Raw genomic sequence first — 1267 nt, forward strand, 5'->3', positions numbered from 1 at the left:
CTGGCCGCGCTGCAATCGTTGATCTCGCGCTTAAGTGGCAGAAAGGATGAGGAAATCCCGAAAGAGAAAGGGGTATGTATTCCGAACGGATTTATCAGGGATGATGATGTTAAACATGCTGAAAGAGTAACATTCCAATATGAAAATGACGATTTCAACTTTGGTGCAGAAATGGATAATACGATAGCTGGTTCAGATGACACCCTTTTTAATCGCAGTGCGCAAATAAACGAAGCGCTCAAAACATCTAATGAGTACACCATTAAAAAAGAGGCTCGTTCAGTAAACGACATTCCCGCCGAAATGTGGCTGTTTGGTGGTACACAAACCCTTAGAAATCCGGTGACGAATGAAAATGAAAAAACCACTTTCTACGACTTTGATTTTTATGCTAACGAACGGGATGGCACGCCTGAAAAACCCAACCTGAATATTAGCCTCAGTAGTGAGTACAAAAAAACGCGCTACAGCGAAGCGCAGATGATTGAAATCTGGGACCGGCTGGTTAATTCATTGCGCTATAAATAGCAGGAGGTATGTTGATTTTTTCGCCGGCTTCGCCTGATGCCGGCCCTGAAATATATCCTGCGGGCGATTGTAAAAGTGGTTCAGGAGGTCCCGGTCCCATGACATCTGTGCAGAAAATTACCCTGTTATTGCTGATGGTTACCGGCATGTTGTTCGCTGCCCCGGCCATCGCCACGACCTTACCGCATATGACACCGAAGGAGAGTGCCGTGACAGACACCCTGTTTGCAGAGACGAAACCACAGTGTATCGGACGTTATGTGATAGATGTGCCGCACTCATTTAACAACAGCCTGCGCGATATGATTTTTATCGACGACTTTAGAATCAGCAGTAAATGGATCTACCCACCCGCCTTCCAGCAGCGGATAAAACTGCGGGAGCAGGAGTTACGGGATGCGATTAATAAGCCAGGGAACGATCCTAAAAACGCACCGTTTATAAAAGAAAAAATTATGCTTCCCGAAGGTAAGGGTTTTATTTTTGACAGAAATATTTCAGGTGAGGATGATCTTGGCAGGGTTCTGGAAGCTCATGTGTATGTTAATATGACAGCTTTTGTTATTACTACTGAAATACTTGACTTGTCAGACTCTAAGTATCTGCAAAGGAAAAAAACTTATATTAATGCAGGTTTCACTGAGGCTCAGATGAACGAAAAACCAGCAAAACTGGCCGCGCTGCAATCGTTGATCTCGCGCTTAAGTGGCAGAAAGGATGAGGAAATCCCGAAAGAGAA

The 1267-nt window shown here is 44.6% G+C and carries 1 protein-coding gene and 1 pseudogene; both read left to right on the plus strand.

Annotated elements, in window-relative coordinates:
* Positions 1-528 (plus strand): T6SS immunity protein Tli4 family protein (locus tag NV64_RS22685; protein ID WP_255410349.1); only part of this gene is annotated, 528 nt, incomplete at its 5' end.
* 98 nt (positions 529-626) lie between these two features.
* Positions 627-1267: pseudogene (locus tag NV64_RS22690) on the plus strand (hypothetical protein); the annotation flags it as partial.

The sequence above is a fragment of the Erwinia sp. B116 genome, assembly GCF_002865965.1.
GTDB lineage: Bacteria > Pseudomonadota > Gammaproteobacteria > Enterobacterales > Enterobacteriaceae > Erwinia.